This window comes from Burkholderia ubonensis, from assembly GCF_001718695.1.
Lineage (GTDB): Bacteria > Pseudomonadota > Gammaproteobacteria > Burkholderiales > Burkholderiaceae > Burkholderia > Burkholderia ubonensis_B.
The window spans coordinates 1,502,424-1,525,157 of sequence record NZ_CP013422.1; the positions used below are offsets into that span (position 1 = coordinate 1,502,424).

The 22,734-nt window shown below is 69.4% G+C and carries 22 protein-coding genes; 12 read left to right on the forward strand and 10 right to left on the reverse strand.

What is annotated here, in order from left to right; all coding sequences use genetic code 11:
* The first annotated feature begins 82 nt into the window (after positions 1 to 82).
* The 3 genes from WJ35_RS26345 (at position 83) to WJ35_RS31940 (ending at position 2,654) form a co-directional block, all read left to right on the forward strand.
* On the forward strand, positions 83 to 1,378 hold the full coding sequence (locus WJ35_RS26345; protein WP_060077174.1) for an aspartate carbamoyltransferase: 1,296 nt from the start codon (positions 83 to 85) through the stop codon (positions 1,376 to 1,378).
* A gap of 379 nt (positions 1,379 to 1,757) precedes the next feature.
* Entirely contained in the window at positions 1,758 to 2,342 is a 585-nt protein-coding gene (locus WJ35_RS26350; protein ID WP_069240357.1) for a nucleotidyltransferase family protein, read from the forward strand.
* Positions 2,343 to 2,510: 168 nt separating this feature from the next.
* Positions 2,511 to 2,654 (forward strand): hypothetical protein, encoded by a 144-nt coding sequence (locus WJ35_RS31940; RefSeq protein WP_196222107.1) that lies wholly within the window; start codon positions 2,511 to 2,513, stop codon positions 2,652 to 2,654.
* A gap of 47 nt (positions 2,655 to 2,701) precedes the next feature.
* On the opposite strand, the gene panE is transcribed toward WJ35_RS31940, so the two are convergent.
* On the reverse strand, positions 2,702 to 3,640 hold the full coding sequence (gene panE / locus WJ35_RS26355; RefSeq protein WP_069240358.1) for a 2-dehydropantoate 2-reductase: 939 nt from the start codon (positions 3,638 to 3,640) through the stop codon (positions 2,702 to 2,704).
* Positions 3,641 to 3,898: 258 nt separating this feature from the next.
* Between panE and WJ35_RS26360 the strand changes: the two genes are divergently transcribed.
* Entirely contained in the window at positions 3,899 to 5,452 is a 1,554-nt protein-coding gene (locus tag WJ35_RS26360) for a methyl-accepting chemotaxis protein (RefSeq protein WP_069240359.1), read from the forward strand.
* Positions 5,453 to 5,867: 415 nt separating this feature from the next.
* Here the strand turns inward: WJ35_RS26360 and WJ35_RS26365 are convergent, their stop codons facing one another.
* A complete protein-coding gene (locus WJ35_RS26365; protein WP_069240360.1) occupies positions 5,868 to 6,569 on the reverse strand; it encodes a response regulator transcription factor in 702 nt (233 codons plus the stop codon).
* Positions 6,570 to 6,926: 357 nt separating this feature from the next.
* Between WJ35_RS26365 and WJ35_RS26370 the strand changes: the two genes are divergently transcribed.
* On the forward strand, positions 6,927 to 7,415 hold the full coding sequence (locus WJ35_RS26370; protein WP_069240361.1) for a hypothetical protein: 489 nt from the start codon (positions 6,927 to 6,929) through the stop codon (positions 7,413 to 7,415).
* A 102-nt stretch (positions 7,416 to 7,517) separates the two neighbouring features.
* On the opposite strand, the gene WJ35_RS26375 is transcribed toward WJ35_RS26370, so the two are convergent.
* The 7 genes from WJ35_RS26375 to WJ35_RS30795 form a co-directional block, all read right to left on the reverse strand.
* On the reverse strand, positions 7,518 to 8,894 hold the full coding sequence (locus tag WJ35_RS26375; RefSeq protein ID WP_224056636.1) for a sigma-54 dependent transcriptional regulator: 1,377 nt from the start codon (positions 8,892 to 8,894) through the stop codon (positions 7,518 to 7,520).
* A 144-nt stretch (positions 8,895 to 9,038) separates the two neighbouring features.
* Positions 9,039 to 9,623 (reverse strand): hypothetical protein, encoded by a 585-nt coding sequence (locus tag WJ35_RS26380; RefSeq protein ID WP_011882584.1) that lies wholly within the window; start codon positions 9,621 to 9,623, stop codon positions 9,039 to 9,041.
* Between the two features lie 151 nt (positions 9,624 to 9,774).
* Entirely contained in the window at positions 9,775 to 11,577 is a 1,803-nt protein-coding gene (locus WJ35_RS26385; RefSeq protein ID WP_069240362.1) for a chemotaxis protein CheA, read from the reverse strand.
* A 44-nt stretch (positions 11,578 to 11,621) separates the two neighbouring features.
* Positions 11,622 to 11,903: a hypothetical protein gene (locus WJ35_RS26390; protein ID WP_011882586.1), complete on the reverse strand. Its 282-nt coding sequence runs from the start codon at positions 11,901 to 11,903 to the stop codon at positions 11,622 to 11,624.
* A 74-nt stretch (positions 11,904 to 11,977) separates the two neighbouring features.
* Positions 11,978 to 12,568, reverse strand: coding sequence for a hypothetical protein (locus tag WJ35_RS26395; protein WP_011882587.1), 591 nt, complete (start codon positions 12,566 to 12,568; stop codon positions 11,978 to 11,980).
* Positions 12,569 to 12,679: 111 nt separating this feature from the next.
* On the reverse strand, positions 12,680 to 13,006 hold the full coding sequence (locus WJ35_RS26400; protein WP_011882588.1) for a hypothetical protein: 327 nt from the start codon (positions 13,004 to 13,006) through the stop codon (positions 12,680 to 12,682).
* A 160-nt stretch (positions 13,007 to 13,166) separates the two neighbouring features.
* Positions 13,167 to 13,460, reverse strand: a complete 294-nt coding sequence (locus WJ35_RS30795; protein ID WP_080484433.1) for a hypothetical protein — start codon at positions 13,458 to 13,460, stop codon at positions 13,167 to 13,169.
* Between the two features lie 1,118 nt (positions 13,461 to 14,578).
* On the opposite strand from WJ35_RS30795, the gene WJ35_RS26405 reads away from it, so the two are divergent.
* On the forward strand, positions 14,579 to 14,830 hold the full coding sequence (locus tag WJ35_RS26405) for a hypothetical protein (RefSeq protein ID WP_059668633.1): 252 nt from the start codon (positions 14,579 to 14,581) through the stop codon (positions 14,828 to 14,830).
* A 116-nt stretch (positions 14,831 to 14,946) separates the two neighbouring features.
* On the opposite strand, the gene WJ35_RS26410 is transcribed toward WJ35_RS26405, so the two are convergent.
* Positions 14,947 to 15,873, reverse strand: coding sequence for an AraC family transcriptional regulator (locus WJ35_RS26410; RefSeq protein WP_069240363.1), 927 nt, complete (start codon positions 15,871 to 15,873; stop codon positions 14,947 to 14,949).
* Between the two features lie 180 nt (positions 15,874 to 16,053).
* On the opposite strand from WJ35_RS26410, the gene WJ35_RS26415 reads away from it, so the two are divergent.
* The 6 genes from WJ35_RS26415 (at position 16,054) to WJ35_RS26440 (ending at position 22,622) form a co-directional block, all read left to right on the forward strand.
* Complete coding sequence (locus tag WJ35_RS26415; protein ID WP_010089798.1) at positions 16,054 to 16,515, forward strand: (2Fe-2S)-binding protein; 462 nt, start codon at positions 16,054 to 16,056, stop codon at positions 16,513 to 16,515.
* Between the two features lie 2 nt (positions 16,516 to 16,517).
* Positions 16,518 to 18,728 carry a xanthine dehydrogenase family protein molybdopterin-binding subunit gene (locus tag WJ35_RS26420; protein ID WP_069240364.1) on the forward strand — a complete coding sequence of 737 codons (2,211 nt, stop codon included), beginning with the start codon at positions 16,518 to 16,520 and terminating at the stop codon, positions 18,726 to 18,728.
* 362 nt (positions 18,729 to 19,090) lie between these two features.
* Positions 19,091 to 19,489 carry a winged helix-turn-helix domain-containing protein gene (locus tag WJ35_RS26425; RefSeq protein WP_069240365.1) on the forward strand — a complete coding sequence of 133 codons (399 nt, stop codon included), beginning with the start codon at positions 19,091 to 19,093 and terminating at the stop codon, positions 19,487 to 19,489.
* A 491-nt stretch (positions 19,490 to 19,980) separates the two neighbouring features.
* Positions 19,981 to 21,153, forward strand: a complete 1,173-nt coding sequence (gene sctQ, locus WJ35_RS26430; RefSeq protein ID WP_069240366.1) for a type III secretion system cytoplasmic ring protein SctQ — start codon at positions 19,981 to 19,983, stop codon at positions 21,151 to 21,153.
* A gap of 3 nt (positions 21,154 to 21,156) precedes the next feature.
* Positions 21,157 to 21,831 carry a type III secretion system export apparatus subunit SctR gene (gene sctR / locus WJ35_RS26435; RefSeq protein ID WP_069240367.1) on the forward strand — a complete coding sequence of 225 codons (675 nt, stop codon included), beginning with the start codon at positions 21,157 to 21,159 and terminating at the stop codon, positions 21,829 to 21,831.
* Positions 21,828 to 22,622 carry a lytic transglycosylase domain-containing protein gene (locus WJ35_RS26440; protein WP_069240368.1) on the forward strand — a complete coding sequence of 265 codons (795 nt, stop codon included), beginning with the start codon at positions 21,828 to 21,830 and terminating at the stop codon, positions 22,620 to 22,622. Before sctR ends, WJ35_RS26440 begins: the two co-directional genes overlap by 4 nt.
* Positions 22,623 to 22,734: the final 112 nt, after the last annotated feature.

Genomic DNA, 22,734 nt, shown 5'->3' on the forward strand with positions numbered 1-22,734 from the left:
GCGGCCGCGCAGATTTTGCTTGACTTCGTCGTCGCCCGAACTAATATACGCACCGCGTATATTTTCCCGTGAGGTTCCGCCGATGACCGTTCCCCAGCAAGCCTTCCTCCGCGACGCGATGCGCCGCCTCAACATGACCCGCGAGGCGTTCGCGAACCGCATCGGCGTCAGCCGCCGCGCGCTTGATACGTGGCTGTTGCCCGACGATTCGCAGGAGTCGCGCGGGATGCCGGAAATCGTCGAGCGCTTCGTGTCGGAGATCGTCGGCCGCGCCGCACCGGAAAACGGCAACCATACGCAAAGCGTAGATAATCATGGGCTGGCGAAGCAATTCCTGTTCGAGGGCAAGCCGCAGCTGCTGTCGGTCGACCAGTTCACGCGGGATTCGGTCGAGGCGCTGTTCCGCGTCGCCGACGTGATGCAGCCGATCGCACGCCGCCGCAAGATCTCGCGCGTGCTCGAGGGCGCGGTGCTCGGCAACCTGTTCTTCGAGGCGAGCACGCGCACCCGCGTGTCGTTCGGCGCGGCGTTCTGCCGGCTCGGCGGCTCGGTGTGCGACACGACCGGCTTCACGTTCTCGTCGATGGCGAAAGGCGAATCGATCTACGACACGAGCCGCGTGATGGCCGGCTACGTCGACGCGCTGGTGATCCGCCATCCGGAGAAGGGCTCGGTCGCCGAATTCGCGCGCGCGACCAACCTGCCGGTGATCAACGGCGGCGACGGCCCCGGCGAGCACCCGAGCCAGGCGCTGCTCGACCTGTATACGATCCAGCGCGAATTCTCGCGGCTCGGCAAGATCGTCGACGGCGCGCACGTCGCGCTCGTCGGCGACCTCAAGTACGGCCGCACCGTGCATTCGCTCGTCAAGCTGCTCGCGCTGTACCGCGGGCTCAAGTTCACGCTCGTGTCGCCGCCGACGCTCGAAATGCCCGCGTACATCGTCGACCAGATCTCGAAGAACGGCCACGTGATCGAACAGACGCACGACCTCGCGGCAGGGCTGAAGGGCGCGGACGTCGTCTATGCGACGCGGATCCAGAAGGAGCGCTTCACCGACGAATCGTTCGAGGGCTATACGCCGGATTTCCAGATCAACCAGGCGCTCGTCGACGCCGTCTGCGGGCCCGACACGCTGATCATGCACCCGCTGCCGCGCGACAGCCGGCCCGGCGCGAACGACCTGTCGGTCGACCTGAACCGCGACCCGCGGCTCGCGATCTTCCGGCAGACGGACAACGGGATTCCGGTGCGGATGGCGATCTTCGCGGTGCTGCTCGGCGTGGAAAACCTCGTCCAGCATTCGATGCGCGACGCGACGTGGCGCCCGCCCGCGTACCTCGGGCCGGAGGATGCGGTGTTTCACGGGATCGATTGACGCGCAGCGGCGCCGCGCGGCCGGATTCGTTCGCATCCGGCCGCGAACGCCGATGCCGGCAGCGCGAGCACGCGCGTCGCGGCGCATGTCGCCGGTCGCCGGTCGCCGGTCGCCGGTCGCACTCGCCAGCCGCCAGCCGCCAGCCGCCAGCCGCACAACTATCGTCACGATCATCGGTAACGCGAGCGGCGTCCGCGCCTACGCGGCGATGCACGGCTCAGCACGTGCAATCCGCTGCGCTCGACGCGACCATGCACGAACGCAACCGCTCGCCGACATTCTTTCCGCCACCCATCCGCCTGCGTCGGTAACATCGGCACTTGCCCATCGCCGCCCGCTCGCGCACAATCGGCCCACCTGCCCTCCTCTCCCCGCGCCGATGTCCTACGCGTCGCTCGCCACCGGCGTTCTCCTGGCCGCCGGCCTCGGTCAGCGCTTCGATCCCAGCGGCCTGCACAGCAAGCTGCTCGCCCTGCTTCCCGACGGCACGCCGGTCGCAGTCGCGGCCGCGCGCCGGCTCGCGACGGCCACCGCCGACGTGGTCGCCGTCGTGCGCCCCGGCGCCGATAAACTCGCCTATCTGCTGAACGAATCCGGCTGCCGGGTCGTGTTCGCGCCCGACGCGGTGCGCGGCATGGGCGCGAGCCTCGCCGCCGGTGTGCGCGCGAGCGCCGATGCAGACGGCTGGCTCGTCGCACTCGGCGACATGCCGTGGATCGCCGCATCCACCTACGAAGCCGTCACGCGCGCGCTAGATGCCGATCGCGCGTCGATCGTCGCGCCGATGCATCGTGGCGTGCGCGGTCATCCGGTCGGCTTTGCCCTGCACCATTACGATGCGCTCGCCGCGCTCGACGGCGACACCGGCGCCCGCGCGCTGTTCGCGCGCGAGCGGGTCACGCTGCTCGACGTCGACGATCCGGCCATCCTGCGCGACGTCGACACGCCGGCCGATCTGCGCTGACGTCGACGCGCGCCGCCAGCGCAAGGTCCGAGATTCGGTGCGATATCAACCGCCGAGCGAATATCGCAGGCAATCGCACTGCAAACGCGTGCCCGATTGCCTATAAAGGAGACGAGGCGCGCTCACCGCGCCGTCCGCTTCCCCTGTCACGCATTGCGCGAGCTCTCCATGGATCACACGACTCCGCTGCCCGAGCCCCCGGCAGACCCGACCCGCGATCCGGAAGACGACCCGTTGTCGCCGCCGGCGCCCGGCCACCCTCACGAGAATCCGCAGCAGCCGGAGGGGCCGCCGAGCAAGGACCCGGTTTAGCCGATGGCCGTACACGACCACGCGCATCGTGTGACCCGCAACAGCCACTAAGCAGCCGCGCTTTCCCGCGCGACGCGCGCTTCGTAAGTCTTCAGATGGTTGTACGCGATGCGCAACAACGACAGCGCATCTGCCGCATGCGGGTCGCATCGCGCGAGCAGATCGCCGATCACGTGGTCCGCTTCGACGCGCGCGCCCTGCTCGACGTCGCGCAGCATCGATGCGGTCAGCGGCGACGGCGTCAGCACCATTCGCTGCATCCGCTCGATCGCGGCCGGCTCCGGGCGATAACCGTTGTGCGCGGCAATCGCGCTGCACTCGTCGAGCATGGCCTCGAGCAGGCGGCGTCCGTCCGGCGCGGCCAGAATGTCGCCCACCGAGCCGCGAAACAGCGACGTGCCCGCCGCGAGCGTGGCCAGAAACACCCACTTCTCCCACATGCGCGCGATGATCGCGTCGCTCAGCGTGACGTCGAAACCGGCGCCGCCGAGCACGTCGGCAACCGCGCGCACGCGCGCCGATTCGCCGCCGCCGAGTTCGCCGAACGAGAGGCCGTGCGTGTCGTTCAGATGTACGATCCGCTGCTCGCGATCGAGCGTCGCGGCGATCACGCACAACCCGCCCAGCACCCGCTCCGCGCCGAACCGCTCGCGCAGCACGTCCAGGTGGCGCATCCCGTTGAGCACCGGAAGAATCATCGTGGCCGGGCCGACGAACGGCGCGATGGCAGCGATCGCATCGTCGAGGCTGTACGCCTTGCAGCTGAGCAGCACCAGATCGAACGGCGCGGCCGCGTCGCCGGTGCGTAACGTCTGCACATTGGCGAGCGTCAGGTCGCCGCGCGGGCTGCGAATCATCAGACCATCGCGCGCGAGCGCCGCCGCGCGACCTTCGCGCACCAGAAACGTCACGTCGCGCCCGGCCGCCGCGAGGCGACCGCCGAAATAGCCGCCGACCGCGCCGGCCCCTACCACCAGAATCCGCATCGCTGCCTCCTTTCGCCTCGTTCAATGCCGCCACGCGGGCCGCTCGCCGGCCCGGCGCATGGCCGCAATCGTCAGACAGTATAGCCACACAACCTATGCATATGCAGGGATGACCGCAGGCCGGCATGCGACGTTCGCAAGACATCTAAGGGATTTCCCGCCTACGGGAACGGTCGCGTCGAGCCGACAAACAAGTAAACCAGAAGTAAACCGCTAGGCCGTCCCGGCGCGCCTGCTTGACCGACCGACCTGATACCCATGCGCACCCTTTCCCTGAATCAGAAACTCGCTTCGATGATCGTCATCCTTTGGCTCGGCCTGCTCGTGATCGCAGGGCTCGGCGCGTGGCAGACGCGCGCATCGATGATCGATGACCGCCGCGACCAGCTCTCGACGCTGGTGTCGCAGGCCGCGAGCGTCGCCGATCACTTCTACAAGCTGTCGCAGCAGAACGCGATGCCGGAAGCCGATGCGAAGCAGAAGGCGCTGGAAGCGATCGCCGCGATGCGCTACGGCGCCGACGGCTACGTCTCGATCAACGACTCGAAGGCGGTGATCGTGATGCATCCGATCAAGCCCGAGATCAACGGCAAGGACATGTCCGGCTTCACCGATCCGAACGGCCGGCACCTGTTCGTCGACATCGTGAAGGCCGCGGACCAGAGCGGCGGCAAGGGCTTCGTCGAATACAAGTGGCCGAAGCCGGGCGCGGACAAGCCGCAGGACAAGACGAGCGTCGTGCAGCGCTTCGCGCCGTGGGACTGGTATCTCGTGACCGGCATGTACATGAACGACGTGCGCACGGCGGTGCTCGCGAGCGTCGGCCGCTGGTTCGCGATGACCGCCGTGCTGGGCTCGATCGCCACGTTCGTGATGGTGCTCGTGCTGAAGAGCGTGCGCGCGAATCTCGGCGGCGCGCTCGAGGACGCGCTGGCGACCGCGCAGCGCATCGCGCAGGGCGACCTGACCGCGCGCGTCGACCTGCGGCCGAACGATCGCGGCAGCCTGCTGCACGCGCTGCACACGATGCAGGGCGGGCTGATCGACATGGTGTCGCGCGTGCGCATGGGCACCGAGAACATCAACGTCGGCGCGGGCGAGATCGCCGCCGGCAACACCGACTTGTCGCAGCGCACCGAGGAACAGGCTGCCGCGCTCGTGCAGACCGCGTCGAGCATGGACCAGATGACCGCGAACGTGAAGCAGAACGCGGACAGCGCCGCGCAGGCCGCCACGCTCGCCGACCAGGCCGCGCAGGTCGCGACGCGCGGCAGCGAAGTCGTCGACGACGTCGTGCGCACGATGGCCGAGATCACCGACCGCTCGCACAAGATCGGCGACATCATCGGCGTGATCGACGGCATCGCGTTCCAGACCAACATCCTCGCGCTGAACGCGGCCGTCGAAGCCGCGCGCGCGGGCGAACAGGGCCGCGGCTTCGCGGTCGTCGCGGCCGAAGTGCGCTCGCTCGCGCAACGCTCGGCCACCGCGGCGAAGGAGATCAAGTCGCTGATCGTGTCGTCGAACGAAACCGTCGACCACGGCGCGGCGCTCGTCACGCAGGCAGGCGAGACGATGGGCGAGATCGTGCAGTCGGTGCGGCGCGTGAACGAGATCCTCGACGAGATCAGCCACGCGTCGCGCGAACAGAGCGCCGGGATCGAACAGGTCAATCGCGCGGTCGGCGAGATGGACCAGGTGACGCAGCAGAACGCGGCGCTCGTCGAGCAGGCGGCGGCCGCCGCGCATTCGCTGCGCGATCAGGCCGAAGCGCTGCGGGATGCGGTCACGCGCTTCGCATTGCCGGCCTGACGGGCTGATACCGGCCTGATACCGGCGCGCTTGCGGCGCGCTGCTGCACCCGGCGCGCTCGCGTCGGGTGGCTGGCCGGGGCTCACATTCGGTTGCGGGCGGTGTCGATGCGACGACGCACGCACGTGCGCTTCATAGGCGCGAACGCCCGCTTGCGCGGCGACGATCGCGCGGCGAACTGGCGTCTCGTGTCGCGGCCGGTTACGCAATTGCCCGGCCGTCCCCGCGGGGCGCACGTCGATCGAAGATGTATCGGCCGCGGCCGTTCAGATCCCTTCGTCCGTTTAGCCCGCTCGGCGCATTCGGCCCACTCCGCTCATTCACCCTTCCCACCGATCGGCGTTCACGGCCGATCGCATACCGCCCCACCGCGCGACCTTGCCGCCATCGACATCGCGCATACGCGTCGGCATCGTCATTCGCGCTGCATCACCGATACCGCACCCGCGCCGCGCAGCCGCCCCGCAGCCTGTCCGCCGCCGAAGCCGAGTGCGGCCGCCCGTTGAATCAGCTCGATGTCGTTTTTCGCGCCGAGCTTCTTCATCGCGCTGATCTTCTGCGCGCTGACCGTTTGCTTGCCCTTGTTCAGCCGCTCGGCGATCGCCTTGATCGGCATGCCGTCGAGATACAGGCGGATCACCTCGATTTCGCGCGTCGACAGCTTGACGGGCGGCCCGTCCTGTTCGGCAATCGTATCGAGCGCGCCGCGCACGAGCGGCGACAGATAGCTGCCGCCGCTGTAGCTCGAATGGATCGCGGTCACGATGTGGCCGACGTCGTCGAGCTTGCTGACGAGACTCGGGCAGCCCTGCGCGAGGATCGAGCGGATGATCACCGGGCTCTCGCTGCCGACCAGCGCGACCGTCCCGACGCCCGGGCGCATGCGCCGCAACCACGCGAGCAGCGCCAGACAGTCCATCTGCGGGCCGCCGCGGATCGAATAGTCAACCAGCGCGATATCGCAGTCGACATCGGCCAGCGCCGCGACCATGTCGGACGGGCTCCGATAGGCGCCGACGAGCGCGATCGCGCACGCGTCGCCGGCGATATGCTCGACGCCGGCCAGCGTCAGCGGCCAGTCGTACGCGAAAACGGTGCGAATGTTGAATTTCCCCATGCGTGGTTCCTGAAGGTTCGCGTGGCCGCGCGACGCGACACGTCGCGACGCGGCCGGTTGGGCGGTGACTCCGCGGGCGGGATATTTTTATCCCAACGTCATTCTATGAAACGGCGCGCGGCCGGGATATCGGACGCGGTATAGATGGACGCCCAGGGACGTAATACGAGTTTGATATTTCGATCGTCGTACGCGATCGCGGACGCGCGCATCGTCCGGACGGCCGACGTTGCGGGCCGTGCGGGCCGCGCCGCTTGCCGGCGCGGTAAAATTGCGGCCCAGCATGCCATTCCGGACGACCGGCCGACGGCTGCGCACGCCCGGCCGTGCGCCGTCGGCCGGCCCCCTGCTTCTTCCATGACCGATTCCGACCTCCACGCCGACGACACCACGATCCACGACGACACCCTCTGGCGCGACAGCGGCTGGACGGCCCGCATCATCAAGAACGAAGACGACGACGGCTGGGCCGTCGAGATGGTCAAGGACGGGGAAGCCGAGCCGGCGCTGGTCGGGCCCTGGACGATGGGGCGCGACAAGAAGAACCCGAAGCCGATGGACGCGAACGCGTTCCGGACGCTGGTCAAGACGGCGACCGAGGTGCTGATGCGCCACGAGCAGCAGCGGCGCGCGATGCTGCACAAGGAAGTGACGGTCTGGGCCGGCGAGGACGAAGTGTCGGTGACGCTCGATATCGTGCCGGACGAATTCGAGCCCTATGCGGAACTCAAGGCGCTCGACCGCTTCGGCGAGCTGCTCGGCGAAGCGAAGGTGTCGGCGGCGTTCAAGCTCAACAAGGCCAGCGCCGCACGCTGGATCGAATCGGATTTCGAGCGCCCGGCTTAGGGCCTGTTCACGCCAATAAAGGGCTTGCGCTGGCCCCACGAGTGAGTTTTTCCGCGCGGTCCCTGACGCAGGCCGCCGCCCGCTGCGCGCGCACGCGCCGCGTCAGCCGTGCAGGCCGTGCGTGGTCATCAGCCGGTACAGCGTGGCGCGCGACACGCCGAGCTGCGCCGCGACGTCGGCATGCTGCTGGCGACGGTTCCGCAGCAGCATCTCCTCGATCGTGCGGCGCTCCGCCTGCCGGCGCGCCTCCACGAGCGTCGGCGGGCGGCGCAACCGGTACTGGCTCAACTCGAGATCGTCGGCCGAGATCAGCGGGCCGTTCGTCATCACGACCGCGAAGCGAATCCGGTTGATCAACTCGCGCACGTTGCCCGGCCATGCATAGTCGTGAATCGCCTCGATCGCGCACGGCATGAAGCCGCGAATCCGGTGCGGGCTGTCGCCCCGATAGCGCTGCAGCACGTGATCGGCGAGCAGCATGATGTCGCGGCCGCGCGCACGCAGCGGTGGCTCGTCGATACGCAGCACGCACAGGCGGTAATACAGATCGGGGCGAAAGCGCCCGGCCTGCATCGCCGCCTCCAGATCGACGTGCGTCGCGGACACGATCCGCACGTCCACCGGCACCGACGCGTGCGCGCCGAGCCGCTCGATCGTGCCTTCCTGCAGAAAGCGCAGCAGGCTCGCCTGGCTCTCGAACGGCATGTCGCCGATTTCATCGAGAAACAGCGTGCCGCCGTGCGCGGCCTCGATCCGGCCGATCTTGCGCTGGTGCGCGCCCGTGAACGCGCCGCGCTCGTGGCCGAACAGTTCGGCCTGCAGCAGCGTCGGCGGAATGGCCGCGCAGTTCACCGCGACGAACGGCGCGTCGGCGCGCGACGAATGCCGGTGGATCGCGCGGGCGGTCAACTCCTTGCCCGTCCCGGATTCGCCGGCGATGAACACCGCAGCGTCGGTGTTCGCCACCTTGCGGATGGTCGAGAACAGGCGCCGCATCGCGTCGCATGCGCCGATCATCGTGTCGCAGGGTGGCATCGCGAGCGCGGCCGGGTCGGCGTGCGCGAGCTTCAGCATCCCGTACGCATGGCCGGCGAGATAGCCGATCGTCTTGCAGCCCGCGGCGCGCGACGCGAAGCCGAAACAGCACTGGCGGATCAGGCGCGCGAGCGCGACATCGCGCAGCAGCGCGTCGTCGGCGAGCGCGACCCAGCCGACGTGCGGGTCGCGCAGCAGCGCCTCGAACGCGGCCGCGTCACGCGCCGCGTCACGCATATTGAACGCGGTGAAGTCGACGATTCCCGCATGCAGGCGGTTCGCCTTCACGAGGTTGAGTGCGTCCGCAACGGACTTGGCGCGCGAGACGTCCCAGCCGCGCGACGCGAGACAGTCGACGAGCGCGGCGTCCGGATACGGCGACACATAGACGAGCGGGCGCGACGGCGCGGCATGATGGCGCGACGCCGCGACCGGCGGCGGCATGCACGCGATCCGCTCGGTTTCAGGATGGCTCGACAATCTGATCCGGCAACATTGATTCACGATGGCCTCGTCGCATGGCGTTGTCGGTCGGCGCGGGGCGCGCGACATGGCGCGCGGCCTGCCGGTCCGATCGGGAAAATGACGCTATCGGCAGAACACGACACGCCGCATATAGATCTGCGGTTCGACGACGGGCCGCGCGGACCGGTCCAGTTCGTCGCGATAGCGGCGGTAGGTCTTGCCGTCCACGGTCACGTCGCCGGCGCGCGCCGTCTCGATCGCGGCCAGCGCGTGGCTTTGCCAGTCGTCGACGCGCGCCGATGCCGACAGACTCGATGCACCGGCGATCGTCTGCGTGACCGTGCTGCCGTCGGCCCAGGGCTGCGTCTGCATGTCGTCCGCGTGCTGCATCGCGCCGACCGTCTTGCCGGTCGGCGTCGGGCCGCTCTGCGCGACGAACGGCGCGGCGCGGCCGTACACCGGCGATTGCCATGAAGGCGCGTGGCCTTCCTCGGGCACCATGTAGATCGTCTGCGGATCGCCGACCATCATCATCGGCACGCATGCGGTGTTGTCGGGGCGGCCGAGCGTCGTCAGCGACTGCTGGATGCTCGCGGCGTTCGCGACGCTCTGTTCGTTCAGGATCACGAACACCGCCGGATTCTGAAACAGCGACTGCGCGGCGGCGTGTGCGCCGACCAGCAGCAGAACGATCGAAAGGAACCTCATGATCCGCGCCTCCTGTCCCCTCGACAGGCAAAAAGAGGTGTTGGCCTCGGGGTAGAACCAACACCCGTCAAAGCTGTCGCGCGCATCGCGCAACCGGTTGCGGCGCTTGCCGTGCAGGCGGCATACCGGTTGCATCGAAGCGCGCTGCCGGTCACGACGACGTGCTCGTCGAGACGACGGTCGGCGCGGGCGCGAGCGGCGCCGACGGGGCGGCGTGCTGGTCGATCGCCGGCGTGGCTGTCGCGGGCACGTCCGCGGCCGGCACGGCTGCGGATTCGACCACGGCCGTTGCGTCGGCAGCGCTCGGGGCCGTCGCCGCCACGGGCTGGGCGGCTTCGGCGGCAGGCATGGCCGAGGCGATCGGCGCTTGCGGCGCGCGGTCGACTGCGTTGGCGTCGGCCGTCGGCATGGCCGGTGCGCCGGTGTCGGTCGCGGCCGGCGTGCGCGCGGACGCGTTGGCGGCGAGCGACGGTGCGGGGTCTGCGGGCTTGTCGGCGACCATCGGGGCCTTGTCGGCGGCGGTCGCCGCGGGTTCGGTGGTCTTTTCCGCAATCGTCGACGCAGGCTCCGCCGCCTTCTCCGCAACCGTCGGGACGGGTGCCGACGCCTTCTCTGCAACCACTGGTGCAGGCGTCGAGGCCTTTTCCGCGATCGCCGACGCAGGCTCTGATGCCTTCTCAGCAACCGTTGGGACAGCTGCCGATGCCTTGTCCGCAACCGCTGCTGCAGGCGTCGACGCCTTTTCCGCACTCATCGACGCAGGCTCCGCCGCCTTCTCCGCAACCGTCGGGACGGGTGCCGGTGCCTTTTCCGCAACCACTTGTGCGGGCTTCGATGCCTCCTGGGCAACCATCGGTGCGGGCTTCGAAACCTTCTCCGCAATCACCGACGCAGGCGCGGGCACCTTATCCCCCGCGACCGGTGCCGGTGCAGGCCGTGACACGTTGTCCGCAACCGTCGCGGCACTCGGCGACACGGCAGCGGTCGCTGCAGCGGGCACCGCGCTCATCGCAGCGGACACCGCGGCCACGCCCGGCACGACCGCGGCCGCCTGCGCACCATTCCCCGCAGCCGCCTGCGCCGCACCCGGCATCGCCGCCGCAGCCGGCGCGCCGATCGGCGCTCCCGCGACGGACGCCCCCGCCTGCCCCGCATTCGCCGCCACCGCCCGCATCTGCGCAGGCGCCGGCCCAGCCGCATCGAGCGGCGGCAGCCCCATCCGGTTGCGCACGAGCGGATCGCGGAACTTCAAGTCGTCGGCGACGGTCGCATCGGCGGCAGGCGCGACGTTCGAGCGCGCGAGCGGCGCGGTCGTGCCCGGACACAGGTGGCCGGTCGCCTCGACCGCGCGGCGGTTCGCGTCGCTCTGGCACAGCAGCGCCAGCGCGACGTCGGTCAAGCCCATCGCGCGAAATTCGCGCGCATCGAGCCGTCGCACGCACGCCTGATCCACCAGCGTCGTGCCGCCGGTCGCGCCGAACCCCGGGAACGACACGCCGACGCTCACCGAGCCCATGCAGGTATCGGACAACGTGGTCGTCAGCCCGGGCGCCTGGATCGCCGGGTTCGTCTTGATCGTCTGCGTGCCCGAGTAGTTGACGTTCTCCGCCACCTGCGTGTTGTACGGGCTCGAGCCCGGCGCGCCGGCCGCGAGCGAGCTCGCGCTCTGCGGCGTCACGGTCGAGCCGCCGCTCGTCGACGAAGGCAGCGTCAAGTTGACCTGCACGCTCGAATTGCCGCTGCCGCGCACGCCGCTCGTGCTGCCACTCGTCGCATTGCCGCCGCGCGAGCTCGTCACGTTGGTATTCATGCTCGAGCCGCCGCCCTGGCCGATGGCCGTCGACGACGTCGAGGACTGCGCGCTTGAAGTCGAGTCGGCGGTCTGCGCATGGGCGCCGATCGTGGCCAGCGCGAACATCGCCGCACTGGCCGCCCTGATCTTGCTGCTGTTCATTTTGATCTCCGGACGAGGTTGGACCGCCCACCCAGGCAACCGCATCAATCCCGTTGCGTTCCTGCCGCTTTGCCTGTTTCCCCGAACTGCTTCCAGCCGCTGCCCAACTGCGACCACGAACCGCCCGGCATGCCCTGCGATGGCGGGGCCGCGGGCGCGCCGGCGGCATTGCCCGGCGACAGCGTGTGTTGCGGTGACGGTTTGGTTGTCTGCTCAGTGTTACTTGACGTCTGTACGTTCGATTGCACGTCGTCGGTCGCGCGGTCGGCGGCATACGCCGTCAGCGACGTGAGCATCACGACGGCGGCAATCAGGTTCTGCTTCATGCCAGCTCCTTACGGTGACGACAACGGCGCAACAGAGACCAGCGTCACCGGGAAACTGGTCCCTTCCACCCGAATCAGGGCGTGCCGGCCGTCGCGCCGGAGCTGCCCTGACTGCCGCCCGACGCCGACGGCGATCCGGCCGGCCCGGTACTCCAGACGGTCGACGTGTTGTAGTGGTTCGAGCCCGCGATCGTCGACGATCCGCCGAAGCCGGCCAGCCCGCTCGCACCCGCGTTCGCGATGCCGGCGTCGTTGCCGCCGCTCGCCGTGTAGTGGTTCGCGCCGAGCACGATCGTGGCGGTCACGCCGCCCGACAACGCATTCGCGTTCTCGGTCGTATTGGCGGTGCCGCCGAACGAGCCCGCGGCGCCGATCCCGCCGCCAGCCGCGAACGCGCCGCCGTTGGTGCCCCACCCGCCGGCCGTCGACGTCGAGTCGTGGTACGCGGACGCCGTGCCGGTCGAGCCCGCAGGCGTCACCGTGCTTCCGGCGCTCGCGCCTGCGACCGAAGTCGTGTTGCTCGTATAGCTGCCGGTGCCGACCAGCACCGAACCCGAGACGCCCGACGCCACGGACTGCGTCTGGTTGAAGGTCGTCGTGCCGGCGGCCGCTGCGGCCGACGACAGCACGGCGAGCGCGGTCGCTAAAAAGACGTTGGCTTTCATAGCAATTCCTTGCGATGACGAAGGTCGGTGGCCGGATCGCCGGGCCGCCCCGTGCGGGGCGATTCCCGGCGTCCGCGCCACCATTCGATGACGAGCGCTGCGCGCGGCGGCTTAGTAGTGGCGGAACGTCCAGGCGCTGGAGCCTGCGTTCGCGCCGCTCAGCCCGCCGGACTGCGAGCCGCCGAAGCCGAAGCCGCCCACCGTCGACGTGTTGGTGTGATCGGTGTACGACACCGCCGCGCTGGTGCCGCCGCCGGCCATCGCGCCGGCCGCGCCGAGTGCCGCACCCGAATCGGTGGCGGTGAAGTGACCGAAGCCGGTCACCCCCGCCATCGTCTGGCCGCCGCTCGACGAACTGCTGCTCGACTGGGTGCCGCTCGCTGCGAACGCTGCACCCGAAACCGCCATCACTGCTGCTGCAATCAGAAGCTTCTTCATGGTCGACTCCAAAACGGCGTGGACGGAACAAGCGCAGGAAGCTGCACGCCTTCAGCCTGCCTGCGTCGAGCAATCCCTGAACACAAGGACCGCCATTCAATCGGCAACGAGCGTTTCTCCGATCGCAATTCGGCTCATTGCCTAAATCCCATTCGCTGTTTTATTGGCCCTGCGATTCATTGTTTTGAATACCGGCTTGCGCACCGGTGAAGTCACCGGAATAAACCGAGTCTCGAACCCGGAAAACGAATGCATCGTTCCGTATCGTTCGTCGTGCGTCGTTCGATATCGGGCGGCGCCGCGCGCCGGCATGCGGCTCGCCACTGCCGGCGAGCGAAAATGCACGACCCGGTTTACCGAAGGCGAACGCCCTGCCGCTGAAAATCGCCGCGTAATCGCGGCAACGCGACAACAATGCGCAACCGTGCACGCGCGCCTGACCGTCACGCAGCAACGTTGTTCGTGAGTTACCGGTCGCCGATCATGCGGATAATCCGGCTCGCGCGTTTTCGGTACAGTCCGGGTCGCGCCGCTATTGCCGCGATGCGATCGAAATGTCGATGGACGTGCACGCGCGCATCGGCATCGAGCGGCCCGATACGAACTGCTGGTCCATCAGGGTGAAGTGAGTCGACGAGAGCGCCGCTGTCGATCAGTGGTGGCGCGAAACGACAGCGGCTCCAGCACGCGCAATGCGCGGATACCGGAACGCCGGCAACGACGCACTCGCGACGCCGGCACTGCGCCGCGAGTCGTACGGTTACCCCATCGTTGCGCTGAGAATGCGCGGATCAAGCTGCTGCTTGTGGTCTTCATCGCTGTTCCCCGACTGCTTATTGACGAGACTGCCGCCCCCCCAATCTTCACTGCATCAGGTCGACTGCCCGCCGGTGCGGTCAATACCGCAAGCGGCATGCCACGCACGATTGCGCCGACGATTGCGGGTGGCACGGCGCGCGGGCAGCGCGGAAACATGCGGTTTTCGTTTCAGGAATGTATCGCGGCAACAGGTGGCCGCCTGCGGCGATCATCGACTGACGAGAAGCAATCCCACCGAAGGCCGCGCGACGCGGTGCGCGGCGCCGCATGTGTGTGCTACCGAACGTCTGTTTCAGAGTTGAGAATCGCGCGCTGCCGGTTCGGAACAATGGACACGTCAACGCCCGAAAACGGCCTGCCACCGGGCTTTCGCGGGCGCGCGGCAAGTTGCGGACGGCTCGCTCGCGCGCCGCGCGCCTTCGCGCAAAGCGTGCGCGCATACGGCACGGGACCGATTGCACGAAGCATGCAGCGGCAAACCGATTACCCGAAAATACGATTGATTCATCCGTGAAAATCCCGACTCGCTCGCACATCGATGGTTAATGCCGCAGAGCGACGAATCGCAAAACCGGCACGGGCCGCACCGCTTTCTACCGGTCCGCATATTCGATGAAAAACGCCGGGCATTCGCGCGTATCCGCCAGCACATCGGGCGTTTTATTACGTTGCACATTCATTTCATCGTCCGGTAATGAACGCCGGCGCATTGCGTTTCGATGTGCGTATCGTGCGGGCGTCACGTGAGTCCGCATGGCGCGCGATACACCGGAGAAACAACTCGGAAACGACGTCGACGCCGCTTTCCCGCGCGCGAAGCTGCGCGTGCAAGCGTCGTTTCGGCGCGAAAAAATCATCGTGGTATGGCGTTTCTCGCATTTTCGGCGCGTCGATACGCGGCGACGCCGCGAGCGCCGAATGCGTGCGGCGCGGCGCGGGATACACGGGTGGAACAGCGGCGCGCCGGCCGCGCCGCGGCACGACCCGATACCGCGCCGCATATGACGCGCGCGCCGCTGGCATGCCGGTTGCAGCACCGTGCGGTTCGCCGTGCACGGAGCATCGCCGCCCGCACGGCCCGCGTCGCTCCTCATCGGCCGACGACCTGCCCGCAGCGCCGACTACGTACCGAGCAATTCCTTCCTGCGCAAATGACCCACGTCGCGCATCGGCGGCGCGCCGAACAGCCGGCTGTATTCGCGGCTGAACTGCGAAGCGCTCTCGTACCCGACGCTCGCGGCCACCGACCCGACGTCCCCGCCCTGCCGCAGCAGCAGCCTGCGCGCCTCGTGCAGCCGAAGCTGCTTCTGATACTGCAGCGGGCTCAGCGTCGTCACGTTCTTGAAATGATGATGCAGCGACGACACGCTCATGTTGACCGCCTGCGCGAGCGTCTCGACCCGCATCGGCTCCGCGAAATGATCGCGGATCCACTCGATCGCCCGCGCGATCCGGTGCGTCTGGCTGCCCGCCACCGCCATGTGCCGCAGCCGCGCGCCCTGCTCGCTCGTCATCAGCCGGTAGATCAGCTCCTTCTCGATCAGCGGCGCCATCACCGGGATGTCGGCCGGCGCATCGAGCAGCCGCACCAGCCGCAACGCCGCGTCGAGCAGCGGCGGCGTCAGCTCGGCCAGCGCGATCCCCTCGCCTTCCGGGCCGGGCTGAGCGTCGGGCAGCCGCATCTCCGCCGCCAGCTCGACGATCCGCTGCGGATCAAGCGTGAACGACAGGCACAGATACGGCGCGTCCGGCGACGCCTTCGTCACCCGCGAGAGGATCGGCAAGTCGATCGACGTAATCAGGCAATGCTGCGTGTCGTATTCGTAGGCCTGATCGGCAACCACCACCCGCTTCGCGCCCTGCGCGGCGAGCACGAACGCGGCACGCGACACGCCGCAGCCGAGATCGACCGGATGCGTATGCTTGTGAAACGCCAGCGCGGGAATCGCCGTCGCATGCGAGCCGTCGACCGGCGCAAAGCGGCTGATCAGCGCCGCCAGTTCGCGCCGCCCGGATTCGCGCGACGCTGCAATATCGGTCAGGTCCATGGCGGTTCCTCGTGTCGTTTTGCGGATCGCGCGAGCATAGCGAAACGCGCGCCGCCGTGCCCGGGATTTGCAGGATTGTTCAATAAATTTGCAGGATCGGATAGCCGTAACGACGGGCCGTTCGCGCACACTCCCACCTGATCCGGCGCATGCCGGGTTTTCCCCACGGAGACACAACCCATGTCCACATCGTTTGTCCTCAACGGCAAGAACGTCACGCTCGATGTCGATCCGACGACGCCCGTCCTCTGGGCGATCCGCGAACACGCCGGCCTCACCGGCACCAAGTTCGGCTGCGGAATGGCGCAGTGCGGCGCATGCACGGTCCATCTCGAAGGCCAGGCCGTGCGCTCGTGCGTGCTGCCGGTCGCCGGCATCGCAGGCAAGCACGTCACGACGATCGAAGGACTTCAGAGCAAGCCCGCCCGGGCCGTGCAGGCCGCGTGGGTGAAGCTGCAGGTGCCGCAATGCGGCTATTGTCAGTCCGGCCAGATCATGTCCGCAACCGCGCTGCTCGAACAGAACCCGAAGCCGACCGACGCCGACATCGACGCCGCGATGAACGGCAACATCTGCCGCTGCGCGACCTATGCCCGCATCCGCGCCGCGATCCACGACGCCGCCGCAACGCTGGGAGCGTGACCATGACGATCGAACTCGACAACGCCGGTTCGGTGCGCGCGTCGCGCCGCACCTTCCTGAAAACCGCGGGCGCCGCAGCCGCCGTCAGTCTGACCGTCGGCTTCGAATGGTTCGGCCTGGGCCGCCGCGCGCTCGCCGCCACCACGCCCGCCGCCAGGTTCGCGCCGAACGCGTTCCTGCGCATCACGCCGGACGGCCTCGTCACCGTCGTCGCCAAGCACGTCGAGATGGGCCAGGGCGCGTACACCGGCATCGCGACGATCGTCGCCGAGGAACTGGACGCCGACTGGTCGAGCGTGCGCGTCGAAAGCGCGCCCGCCGACGCGAAACGCTACGCGAACCTGGCGTTCGGCACGATGCAGGGCACGGGCGGCAGCTCGGCGATGGCGAACTCGTGGCAGCAGCTGCGCGAAGCCGGCGGGAAGGCCCGCGCGATGCTCGTGTCGGCCGCCGCGGCCCGCTGGAACGTGCCGGCCGGCGAGCTGAGCACCGCGGGCGGCGTGGTCACGCACGCGAAGAGCGGCAGGACGGCCGCTTACGGCACGCTCGTCGCCGATGCGGCGAAACTGCCGGTGCCCGACCACGTCACGCTGAAGCAGCCGGCCGATTTCAAGCTGATCGGCCATCGCATCCCGCGCGTCGACGCGTCGGCGAAGTCGAACGGCACCGCGCAGTTCACGCTCGACGTCGCGTTTCCGGGGATGCTGGTCGCGCTGCTGCAGCGGCCGCCGCGCTTCGGCGCCACCGTCAAGTCGTTCGACGCGTCGGGCGCGAAGGCGGTGCCGGGCGTCGTGTCGGTCGTGCAGGTGCCGCGCGGCGTCGCGGTCGTCGCGACGGGCTTCTGGGCCGCGAAACAGGGCCGCGACGCGCTGAAGGTCGAATGGGACGATACGCACGCCGAGAAGCGCGGCTCGGATGCAATCCTGCGCGAATACCGGCAGCTCGCGAACCAGCCCGGCGCGCCGGCCCGCACCGACGGCGACGCCGGCGCCGCGATCGCCGGCGCGGCGCACAAGCTCAGCGCGACATACGAATTCCCGTACCTCGCGCACGCGCCGATGGAGCCGCTCGACGCGGTGGTCAAGCTGACGCCCGACGGCTGCGAGATCTGGGCCGGCGACCAGTTCCAGACCATCGACCAGGCCAATGCCGCGCAGGTCGCGGGCCTGAAGCCCGAGCAGGTGAAGATCCACACGATGTACGCGGGCGGCAGCTTCGGCCGGCGCGCGAACGCGTGGTCGGACTACGTGGTCGAGGCCGTGTCGATCGCGAAGGCGCTCGGCGCGAACGGCAAGCCGGTCAAGCTGCAGTGGACGCGCGAGGACGACATCCAGGGCGGCCTCTATCGCCCGATGTACGTCCACAAGCTCGACGCGGGGCTGACCGCGGACGGCAAGCTGGTCGGCTGGCGGCACCGGATCGTCGGCCAGTCGATCCTCGCCGGCACGCCGTTCGAGGCGGTGATGGTCAAGCACGGGATCGACGCGACGTCGGTCGAGGGCGCGGCGAACCTGCCGTACGCGGTGCCGAACGTGTCGGTCGAGCTGACCACCACGAAGGCCGGCGTGCCGGTGCTGTGGTGGCGCGTCGTCGGCAGCTCGCACACCGCGTATGCGGTCGAGGCGTTCATCGACGAAGCCGCGCACGCGGCGGGCAAGGACCCGTACGCGTTCCGCCGCGACCTGCTCGCGAAGGAGCCGCGCATGCGCGCGGTGCTCGAGCTCGCGGCCGGGAAGGCCGGCTGGGACCCGGCGAAGCCGCTGCCGAAGGGGCGCGGGCGCGGGATCGCGGTGGCCGAGGCGTTCAAGAGCTATGTCGCGCAGGTCGCCGAGGTATCGGTCGGCGCGGACGGCAAGGTGAAGGTGGAGCGCATCGTCTGCGCGGTCGACTGCGGGATCGCGATCAACCCCGACATCGTCGCCGCGCAGATGGAAGGCGGCATCGGCTTCGGGCTCGGCGCGGTGATGCACAGCGCGATCACGCTGAAGGACGGCCAGGTCGAACAGCGCAACTTCGACGGCTACCAGGTGCTGCGCATCGCCGAGATGCCGAAGGTCGAGGTCTACATCGTGCCGTCGGCCGAGGCGCCGACCGGCGTCGGCGAGCCCGGCGTCGCGCCGGTCGGGCCGGCCGTCGCGAACGCGATCTTCGCGGCGACGGGCAAGCGGCATTACACGCTGCCGTTCGATTCGGGGGATGGCGCGAAGGCTTGACCGACGTGTGACGCATCGGGCGGTGCGGTGTGGCGTTGTTGCCCGGTGCGTCGGTGCGGCGCGGCGCCCCGCCGCGCCCGCATCGTGCTGCGCGTGACTGCGCCGTAACGCCGCCCGTAACGCACGTTACGCACGTAACGCCCGTAACGTTCCCGCGCGATGCTACGTAACAATTCTTCAATATCGGTCGGGCCGGCGCCGCGGCACGCGGCTGCGGCGCCGTTAAAAATTCTTTTAGATTCAACACCGGCGCGCGATTGCGGGCGCCGGGACCCGCCGCACGGCTGGGGCGGCTCCATCACTGGCCCGGAAGTTGCAGTACATGACTCGCAACACTCCTTTACGGACATGCGAGGGCCGCCATGGATTGCAAGTACCTGTACATCGACAACATCAAGATCAACTTCGTGCGCCGCACGATCGAGATCGACGACAAGCTGGTCGACGTCACGCCGCGCGAATTCGACGTCGTCGAATTCCTGCTCGACAACATGAACAAGATCGTGCCGCGCCAGGCGATCCAGGAAGCGGTCTGGGGCCGCGAGCTCGCCGTGTCGTCGCGCACCCTCGACACGCACATCTCGCGCATCCGCGCGAAGCTGCGCCTCGACCATGACAAGAACCTGCGGATCATCCCGATCTACGCGGTCGGCTATCGGCTCGTGCTGTTCGGCGCGGCGATCACGCACGCCGAGCGTCACGATGCCGCGCCGATCCTGCGCGCCGCGCCGCAGCCGATGGTGACCGCCGACTACGCGTGACCCGCGGCCGCGCCGGCGCCCCGAGGCGCGCCGGCCGGTTTTCTGGTTGGGTGGGGCGCGGTACGTCGGGCGCGTTGAGCCGAGGCGTGCCGAGCCATGCCATGCCGAGCCGCATCGAGCCGAGCTGTGCCAAGTCGTGCCGGACTGAGCCGAGCCCCCTCGAGTCGAGTCCAGTCGAGCCAAGCCCTGCCACGGCACCCCAAGCGCCAAGCCGAGCCCGACACCGCGCCGCGTCCTCGCCACACCGCCCTGCGCCACCCCAACCCCACGCCCCAAGCCCCACCCACCTTCCCCTTCACCCGCCCCCACGCCCCCGACACGCTTCGTAGCTCGCCACCACGAGCCGCGCCGCGTGCCGTCTGCGACTACGGATTCCGGCGCCGCACGCGGCCGGCACCGTCCCTACAATCGACGCAGTTGCCGCACGCACCCCGCGCCGCCGGCCTTACAACAACCCGTCGTCCCGACGCCGAAACCGCCCCGATCCCGCCGTGCACGCGCTGTCCCTGACGAATGCCGACGCCGACGACGCCGCGAACCAAGCGCCCGCCGCCGCTCCGGCCGCCGCGCAGACCGCCGCCGCCGTGCCGCCCGCGCCGGTCGCGGTCCCGCTGGACGCGTCGCCGCATCTGCCGCGCCTGTCCGCCGCCGCCGCGCGCGGGTTGTCGTACGCATACGGCGCGACGGCCGCCGTGCCGCTCACGCTCGGCGACCACGCGTACGAGGCGCGGTGGCGCGTCGACGCGGAACCCGCTGCCGGCGCGCACGCGTACCGCTTCGTCGTCGGCCCGGCGACCGGCACGCTGTGGATCGATCCCGCCGCTGAAGCCGAATGGCTCGGCGACGCGGCCGATCCCGCCGTCCCGGCCGTGATCCGCGCGGCGCTGCTCGCCGATCTCGCGGCGCCGCTCGCGGCCGTGCTGCAGGCCGCGACGCGGCAGCGCGTCGAGTTGCTGCCTCCGCCGCCGTCGCCGCCCGCGTGGCGCGCGGCCCCGGCCGCGCTGCGTTTCGAGCTGCGCCGCGCCGACGGCGCGTGGCGCTGCCATGGCGCGGTGCTGTTCGACGCGCCGGACGCGCTGGCGGTGTTCTTCGCCGAGCGCCCCGCCGCACGGCCCGACGCGCGCGCCGTCTACGCCGGCCTGCCGGTGCCGCTCGTGTTCGAGATCGGCCGCACCGAACTGACGACGGCCGAGCTGGCCGACGTCGTCGCCGGCGACATCATCGCGATCGAGCACTGGCGCGCGCACGAACAGAACCTGCTGTGCGTCGCGCGGCTGCCGGCCGCGCCCGCGTGGGAAATCACCGGACGGCCGTCCGGCAACCGGCTGACCGTCGAACGAATCAGGGAGATGCCCTTGGAACCGACCCGCACCGACACCCCGCCCACCCTGGCGCCCGATGCGCCGCCACATGAAGCGCCGCGCACGCTCGACGCGCTCGCGGTGGACTTGCGCTTCGAGCTGCCGTCGACGTCGATGCCGCTCGGCGAACTCGCCGTGCTGCAGCCGGGTGCGGTGATCGAGCTGCAGCAGGGCATCAACCAGAGCGTGATCCATCTCGTCGCGAACGGGATGCTGATCGGCACCGGCCACCTGATCGCGGTCGGCCAGAAGCTCGGCGTGCGCGTCGTCACGCTCACGCAGCCCGCGCCGCGCGAGCGCTGACCGATGGGCAGCCTGCCGAATCCCGTCGCGCTGATCGCGGTGATTGCCGCGCTCGGCATCGCGCCGTTCGCCGCGCTGATGGTGACGAGCTACACGAAGCTCGTCGTCGTGCTCGGCCTGCTGCGCTCCGCGCTCGGCATCCAGCAGGTGCCGCCGAACCTCGTGCTGAACGGCATCGCGCTGATCCTGTCGCTGTTCATCATGGCGCCGGTCGGCATGTCGATCCGCGACGCGCTGCAGCAGCGGCATTTCGATGCGTCGAGGCAGCTGTCGACCGCGGACGTCGGCGCGCTCGCCGACGCCGCGCTGCCGCCGATCAAGGATTTCCTGGTGTCGCACACGCGGCAGCGCGACCGCGAATTCTTCGTGCGCACCGCGACGTCGGTGTGGCCGAAGAACCGCGCGGAAGGCGTGAAGGACGACGACCTGCTCGTGCTGGTGCCGAGCTTCACGCTCGCCGAGCTGACGAAGGCATTCCAGATCGGCTTCGTGATCTACATCGTGTTCATCGTCGTCGACCTGCTGGTCGCGAACATCCTGCTCGCGCTCGGCATGCAGATGATCTCGCCGACGACGATCTCGGTGCCGTTCAAGCTGCTGCTGTTCGTCGCGCTCGACGGCTGGGCGATGCTCGTGCACGGGCTCGTGCTGTCGTACCGCGTAGCGGGGGCGGGATGAACGCGCGCGCGCTGCGCTGCGTCGCCGCGGGCCTGTACGCGCTGGCCGCGCTGATGCTCGCGTGCTCGGGCCTGAACGTGCGCGACGCGCGCGCGGCCGGCAGCGCCGCGGCCTTCACGCAACTCGCGCGCGCGTGCGCGCCGAACGTCGATCCCGACACGCTCGCCGCGCTGGTGCGGACCGAATCCGGCTTCAATCCGTATGCGATCGGCGTGGTCGGCGGCCATCTGACGCGCCAGCCCGCGTCGCTCGCCGAGGCGCAGGCCACCACGCGCGCGCTCGCCGCGCGCGGCATCAGCTACAGCGTCGGGCTCGCGCAGGTCAACGAGCGCAACTTCGCGAAATACGGACTCGACGAATCGACGATGTTCGAGCCGTGCCGCAACCTGCAGGCGGGCGGCGCGATCCTGACCGAATGCTTCGCACGCTCGAGCGGCACGGGACGGCCCGCGCAGGCCGCGTTGCAGGCGGCGCTGTCGTGCTACTACAGCGGCAACTTCACGACCGGCTTCTCGAGCGGCTACGTGAGCCGGGTCATCGCAAGCGCGCGCAGCAACGCGCGCGAAGGCGGCGTCGAGCCGATCCCGGTCGTGCGCGACGTGCCGCCGCCGGCGCGGCAGCGGCGCATGGACGCGGTCGCGACCACGCCACCCGAGCGCGCGCGACGGCTGCCCTCGGCGGCGGCGGCGGCGGACGCGCCGTCGTGCCGCGCGCGCCCCGTCGTCATGATGTGTCGCGGCTTGCCGGCCAGCCAGGCGAAGCGGCTGTGCGTGCGGTGCCTCGATCAGTGACGGGCTGAGCGCGCGTCGGCGCATCGCCGGATGCGGGCCGTTTTCAGGGGTCGAACGACGCTGCCGCGCCGCACCGCCGCAGCCCGCGCCGCTCTCGTAGCGCGTGCGGCGC